Annotated in this window: 7 protein-coding genes and 1 tRNA gene; 5 read left to right on the top strand and 3 right to left on the bottom strand. The window is 69.9% G+C overall.

The annotated features are described in order from the left end of the window. Nucleotides 1-21: 21 nt before the first annotated feature. A tRNA-Met gene (locus WH85_RS36255) sits at nt 22-95 on the top strand. 55 nt (nt 96-150) lie between these two features. Here the strand turns inward: WH85_RS36255 and WH85_RS36250 are convergent. Beyond that, nucleotides 151-570: a winged helix-turn-helix transcriptional regulator gene (locus tag WH85_RS36250; protein WP_045746634.1), complete on the bottom strand. Its 420-nt coding sequence runs from the start codon at nt 568-570 to the stop codon at nt 151-153. Between the two features lie 110 nt (nt 571-680). Between WH85_RS36250 and WH85_RS36245 the strand changes: the two genes are divergently transcribed. The 4 genes from WH85_RS36245 to WH85_RS36230 are packed head-to-tail and all read left to right on the top strand — an operon-like array spanning nt 681 to nt 3,898. Continuing rightward, a complete protein-coding gene (locus WH85_RS36245; RefSeq protein ID WP_211275555.1) occupies nt 681-1,514 on the top strand; it encodes an alpha/beta fold hydrolase in 834 nt (277 codons plus the stop codon). Beyond that, nucleotides 1,511-2,407 (top strand): alpha/beta hydrolase, encoded by an 897-nt coding sequence (locus WH85_RS36240; protein WP_045746632.1) that lies wholly within the window; start codon nt 1,511-1,513, stop codon nt 2,405-2,407. Before WH85_RS36245 ends, WH85_RS36240 begins: the two co-directional genes overlap by 4 nt. Nucleotides 2,408-2,442: 35 nt before the next feature. Beyond that, entirely contained in the window at nt 2,443-3,423 is a 981-nt protein-coding gene (locus WH85_RS36235; RefSeq protein WP_045746631.1) for a helix-turn-helix domain-containing protein, read from the top strand. 13 nt (nt 3,424-3,436) lie between these two features. Then, a complete protein-coding gene (locus WH85_RS36230) occupies nt 3,437-3,898 on the top strand; it encodes a cupin domain-containing protein (protein ID WP_045746630.1) in 462 nt (153 codons plus the stop codon). 113 nt (nt 3,899-4,011) lie between these two features. Here WH85_RS36230 and WH85_RS36225 read toward each other — a convergent pair whose 3' ends face one another. Next, nucleotides 4,012-5,238, bottom strand: a complete 1,227-nt coding sequence (locus WH85_RS36225; protein ID WP_045746642.1) for a helix-turn-helix domain-containing protein — start codon at nt 5,236-5,238, stop codon at nt 4,012-4,014. A gap of 782 nt (nt 5,239-6,020) precedes the next feature. Continuing rightward, on the bottom strand, nt 6,021-6,404 hold the full coding sequence (locus tag WH85_RS53385) for a hypothetical protein (RefSeq protein WP_245674236.1): 384 nt from the start codon (nt 6,402-6,404) through the stop codon (nt 6,021-6,023). Nucleotides 6,405-6,490 lie beyond the last annotated feature (86 nt).

Raw genomic sequence — 6,490 nt, 5'->3', positions numbered from 1 at the left:
GCGTTAGGCTTTGTTTACCGACGCGGGGTGGAGCAGCTCGGTAGCTCGCTGGGCTCATAACCCAGAGGTCGCAGGTTCAAATCCTGTCCCCGCTACTTGTGGGAAGGCCCGGTATTCGCTTTTGCGAATGCCGGGCCTTTTTTTTTGGGTTCAGTGGTTGGTGGCGTCGAAGGTGCGGGCGTTGTCTTTGACCACGGGGATGTAGCGCTCGGCCCACTCGCGTAAGGCGCGTAGCGGACCTATCAGGGTCGTGCCCAGGCTGGTGAGGCTGTAGTGGACCCGGGGTGGCTTGCTTGCCTCCACGCGGCGGGTGACCAGGCCGTCCCGTTCCAGGGATTTGAGGGTCTGCGCGAGCATCTTCTGGGAGATGCCGGTCATCTCGCGCTTCAGTTCGGCGAAACGGAGCTCGCCCTCGGCGTTGGCCAGCGAGAGCACTGCCATGGTCGTCCAGCGGGATCCGACCCGGTCGAGCAGCAGTCGTGTGGGGCACAGGGGGTCGAACAGGTCGCCGGGTGAGGTGGTCACCCCGGCGTTACCTGGTGTGGGGAAAGTGCCTTCTTGCCCGGTCATTGGAGGTTTCCTACGGTTACCACGTTCCGGATGGTAACCGTTGGAGGTTGGCCTTGCGTCAATCGAAGTTGACCCTTCTCTCTCATGTTCGTGGGGCCACCGCGCGACGCGTGCCGGTCGACGGCGTCGAACTCGCCGTGGAGACGGTCGGGCAGGGGCCGGCTGTCCTGTTGCTGCACGGCTTCCCGCACACCCGCGCCATCTGGCGGGACGTCGCTCCCCGGCTGGCCGATGCGGGTTTTCAGGCGATCGTGCCGGATCTGCACGGGCTCGGCGACAGCACACCGGCTCTGCGGGGCTATGAGGCGCCGGCTGTCGCTGCGGATCTGCTTCGTGTTCTGGATGCCCTCGGTGTCGTCGAGGCGCACGCTGTCGGCGTCGACCTGGGTGTCGGCCCGGCATTCGCCCTGGCTGCGGCGTGCCCTGAGCGGGTGGCGAGCCTGACGCTGTCCGAAGGGCTGCTGGGGGTCCTGCCCGGGGCCGAGGAATTCCTTCGCCAGGGGCCGCCGTGGTGGTTCGGGTTCCATCAGGCGCCCGGTGGCCTGGCGGAGGACGTCCTGGAGAACTCGGCGGAACGTTACGTTCGCTTCTTCCTCGCCGCGGGCAGCCGCCACGGACTGCCGGACGATCTCACCCGGGTGCTGGTGGAGGCGTACCGGAGCCGGACGAGTCTCGCCAACGCCTTCGATCACTACCGTGCGATGCCGGCCACCGCGGCATGGATCGAGACCTGGGCCCGGGACCGGAGACTGGGCATGCCGGTCCTCGCCGTCGGCGGTGGTGCGATCGCCGGAGCCACCGCCCGCCAGCTGGAACCGATCACCGACCGGCTCACCCGGCACGTGCTCGAGGACTGCGGCCACATCACCCCGATCGACCAGCCGGGCGCCTTCGCCGAACTGCTCGTGGACCATGCCCGCTCGGCCGGCCGGGACCGGACGTGAGCCGGGAGCAGCGGGAGGCCATCCGGCAGCGTCGTGCGGCGTCACCCCTCGATCTGGGCGGTGAGGTCCACGAGCAGCGCGCCCTGTTCGAGCAGCTGCTGTCGCACAGTCCCGTCCCGCCGGACGTCGTGGTCACGCCGACCCACCTCGACACGGTGCCCGGCCTGGTGGTGGAGGTCGCAGACAGGCCCAGCGTCGGCACTGTCCTGTACTTTCACGGCGGAGCGTACGTCTTCGGGTCGGCGCGAAGCTCGGTGGGGATCGCCGCCGACCTCGCCCGACGGTCGCAGACCCGGGTGCTCACCGTCGACTACCGCCTGGCACCCGAACATCCCGCGCCTGCCGCCACCGACGACGCGGTGCGTGCCTACCGGGCGTTGCCGGCCACCGGCGTCGACCCGCGACGGGTCGTGGTGGCGGGCGAGTCGGCCGGGGGCGGGGTCGCACTGGGCCTGCTCCAGCGCATCGTCGCCGCCGGGGAGCCGCCGCCCGCCGCGGCGCTGCTGTTCTCGCCGTGGATCGATCTGACCCTCAGCGGTGACTCGATGCGGACCAGAGCCGAGGCGGACTTCATCGTCAGCCGTACGGCGTTGCGCCGGCGGGTGCGTGATTACGCGGGTGATGACGAGGCTGCGGTGCGGCGGCACAGCCCGCTGTTCGGAGACCCGCGCGGGCTGCCCACGACACTGATCCAGGTCGGTTCCCACGAGGTGCTGCTGGACGACTCGACCAGGTTGGCGGCGGGACTGGTGGCGGCCGACGTGTCGGTGACACTGGACGTGACCGCGGAGGCGACGCACGTCTTCCAGTCCTTCGCCGGGTCGTGGGACGAGGCTGACGAGGCGATGAACCGGGCGGCAGCGTTCGTGCACACGGCCTGCGCGGCCGGCTGAACCAGATGATCGAGGTGCATGCCTATCTTTGATGGGTGATCGGCGACCTTGACACGTTTCGGGACGAGCTGGCGGCCAGCGGGATTCCGCCGCTGGCCAACAGGATGGCCGGGGCCGACTTCCGGGCCGGGATCGCCACGCGTGACCTCGGGCCGCTTCGGATGATCTCCCTCGACACGCCCGCGAGCGCGTGCGTTGGGAGGGAACGCGATGCCCGGGACGGCACGAACCTGGCGGTCAAGGTGATGATGCGCGGGCGTACGCGGATCGAGCAGGGCAACGGTGCTGCCGACCTCGGGCCGGCCGACCTGGTGCTGCTCGACCCCACCCGTACCGTCCGGTTCGAGAGCACGGCCTCCGCGCACGTCACCATCCTGGTTCCGCGCCGGGAACTCCGGATCCGGCCCGACCAGATCGACCGGCTCGTCGGCGTGCGCATCGACGGCGGTCACGGCCCGGGCGCTCTCGTCTCGGCGCTGGCCCGGAACGCGGCCGTCTCCACTTCGGCCCGGAGTGCGGCCCAGGCGGTGACCGGCTTTCGCGCGGGCGAGGCGCTCCGGTCGGCGGCGGCCGTCGTCGAACTGATCGCCGTTGCGCTCGAGGCCCGGCTGGGCGACGAACGGCCGGCCCCGGACGAGCGGCTGCGCGACCGGATCGTCGGCTACATCGAGGCCCGGCTGGCCGACCCCGACCTGACCCCGCCCGGCATCGCCGCCGCCCACCACATGTCCGTGCGCCGGCTGCACAAGCTGTTCGAGGACCAGCCGCTCACCGTCGCCGCCCTGATCCGGCACCGCCGTCTGGAACACTGCCGGGCCGAACTGGTCGCCAGTGGACGGACGGTCACGGCGGTCGCCGCGCGGTGGGGATTCCCGGATCCCACCCATTTCAGCAAACTCTTCAAGTCGACGTACGGCTACAACGCCCGTGCACTGGTGACCAACAGCCGTGCGCGGACGACCAGGACGGGCACGGCCGGCGCGGAACAGGATGGTGGTCACCACAGCACGGCATAGCAGGGAGAAACTCATGGCGAAGGTGTCCATCGTCCGTCCCGGCGAGGGCGAGATCCTCGGCAGCGGGCCGGCGCAGGTCCGGATCCTGGAGAACGGCGAGCACACCGACCACCGGCTGGGCTTCGCCGAGATCACCGTTCCGCCGGGCTTCCCGAGCCCGTTGCAGCACCGCCACGCCCAGCACGACGAGGGCTTCTACGTGCTGTCGGGGACGATCCGGTTCACGGTCGGCGAGGACGAGCACGACGCCGGGCCCGGCACCTGGGTCATCGTGCCGACCGGAGCGCCGCACACGTTCGCCAACCCGGGCGACGAGACGGCGGTCATGCTGAACACGTTCACGCCGGACCTGTACGTGCAGTACTTCCGCGACTTCAAAGCCATGATCGATTCCGGGCAGTCGGTCAACGCGGACACCATGACGCCGCTCTGGAAGCGGTACGCCACCGAGATCTCCAACGAATACGCCTCCTGACGCACCGTCGGCCCCACCGGTACGGCGGCCCGGAGAGCATGCGACTCGGGCGGTCTCGACCCGATGCGTTTCGGGCAGGACAACGGTGAGCCGTTTCGGGCGCCGGTGTCGTCTCAGAATCCGACCCCCATCTGTTCGGCCAGTTCCGTGACGGAAGTCGATGGCGTGCCCGGGGTACGCCGGAGAATGTCGGACAGCACCTCGTGGGCCAGCGGGCGACAGCGGATCTCGGCGGGGGCGAGCCGGTCGCCCTCGAGCAGCATCTCGGCGGCCTTCGTGGTGTCGCCGACCTGTGTGTAGGCGCGTGCGACGTCCAGGAAGTAGTGTGCGCGGCGTTCCGGCGGCATGGCGTTGAACCCCTCCGGATCGATCCGCTCGTGAGCCTCCACGGCAGTGCGACCGTCGCCGAGTTCGACGGCGGTCGCCACCCGGTGCAGCTGCACATTGGTGGGGCCGAAACTGGTCCAGTAGTGGTTGAAGTCGCCACCCAGCTCCCGCGAGGCCTGTTCGGCGCCGCAGAGCAGGTCGCGCACGGTCGCGCCGTCCCCGATCCGGGCCGCCGCCATGGCCCCGTTGAGCAGGAGCGCGCCGTAGACCGATAGATGGTCCCCGCGAGGACGTTGCGGTCCGGCTGCCAGCCGGGTGGCGAAGTTGACGCTGACCTCCAGCGCGGGGCGAACCCGGCCGAGCGCGAGCAGCGCACTGCCCGTCTCGTAACCGGCCCGGCAGGCCAGCAACTGGTCGCCGGCCCGCTGCGACACCGCGACGGAACGGTCCGCGGTGAGCCAGGACAACTCGTGCTCGCCGACCTTGCGCAGCATCGACGAGGCGATCTGGTAGACCTGTCCCAGCAGGTGCGCGGCGTCCGGCGCGTATTCGCCGGCCGCACAGGCGAGGTCCGCCGCCTGCGCGTCGCCCAGCAGCTTGGGCAGGGTGCCCATGAGCGTGCCGTATCTCGCGTGCTGGTACGTCTGCCAGGCGTCACTGACCTTCTTCTTCATCTCGGACAGCGGCGGCGAATCCGGTATCTCGTCGAAGAACGCGCTCATCTGGGCGTACCGTTCCAGCGCTGCGCGGATCTCCTCCACGTCGATCTGATCGACACGGTTCGGCGTTCCCGGCTCGCGCTCCGCGCCTCTGCCCAGCAACAGCCGGACATCGACCTGCAGCACATCCGCGATGTCGTACACGACCGAGAACCTGTCGAGCCGGCGGACGCCCCGCTCCACCTCGTCGACCCAGATCGTGGACTTGCCCAGCCTTTCCGCGAAGTCTTCCTGGGACATCCGTCGTCGGCCACGCCAGTAGGCGACCCGGCGACCGGTCGGCTCATCCTCCACAGTGGTCTGGTCGGCCCGCGTCACGACGAGTGGTTCGTCGGGAATCCGGCCGGGGGCGGTACTCCGGTGCCGGGGAGAGGAGACGAGCAGGGTGCTCCGCAGGGGATCGGGGAGGCCGTAGGCGGGATCGGCCAGGTGGGTGGCCAGTTCGATGGGCGGCCGCGCCGGTGAGCCCGGCTTTCCCCGGGACAGCCAGGCGGTCCACGTCCGCAGCCACGTCATGTGGGTGTCGGGCGAGAACAGCCGCAGGCGGCGCAGCAGTGCGCTGAGCGTCGCGTGATCGGTCAGGGTCAGTGGCGGCGTGGCATCCGCCACCGGGGTGAGAGACGACGCGTAGGGGTCCTCCGTGAAGAGGGCGTCGGTGACCGCGCTCCAGGAGCATCGCATGCCGATTTCACCGGCGATGCCGGGTGCGGTCATGGCCAGGTGCGCACCGGACCGACGGCGGATCACGAAGTCGCCGGCCGCGCGGCGGAAACCGGGATGCCCCGGATCGGTGGTGAGTGACCGGACGAACGTCCCCTCGGCGCCGGGCGGGATGACGAGGGTCAGGCCGGTGGGTGAGGGCAGGACCGCTCGGATGCCGAAGTCGTCGAGAGACTTCGCCCCGGCCAGGAGACGGAGCAGCAGAACGGCCTCGATCCGCTGCTGGTCGCTGTCGGAGGCGTCCGGGATCAGCTGGTGTGTGGTCCCCAGCAGGCGGATTCCGGCCAGGGCCGCCCGGTAGTTCTCGCCGGTGCACTCGCATCGGCGGTAGGCCGGGGCTTTGTGGTGTGACCGGCTCACCGTCGCCGTGCCCCGGCCGTCGCGCTGATCACGTCGCGACTCCAGGTGCGGAGCTCTTGGAGTGAGCGCAGGCCGAGTTCGCCGTGGGTGGCCGGTCTGCCCACCGCCGCGATCCACACGGGGATGGTGCAACAGGCGACGACGAGGATAGGGACGTGGGCGATCGCCACGATCAACGGGCGGATCACCGCACCGGGCAACGCCATCAGATCGACCGAGGTCACAGCTGTCTCCCGTTCCGCCGCCCGGTCAGCGGTAATCGAGATGTGACGGATGCCGACCATCGGTGCGGTTCGTGATGCGGAGGCGGTTGACCGTTGGGCCGCCATGACGGAACTAGTGCCGGGAGTTCCGGACGGCCGGGCCGCCGCGACGGCCATGCCGCCAGCGTACCCACATCGTCAAGCGCTGTTGTGCCGGGTGACACGTCAGGCGTACCCGTGAAAGAAGAGCGGCGCACCGGTCA

It is taken from the genome of Actinoplanes rectilineatus (genome assembly GCF_000962825.1).
Classification (GTDB): domain Bacteria; phylum Actinomycetota; class Actinomycetes; order Mycobacteriales; family Micromonosporaceae; genus Actinoplanes; species Actinoplanes rectilineatus.
Note: the sequence above shows the minus strand (reverse complement) of the source record. Positions and strands in the feature narration are given on the sequence as shown.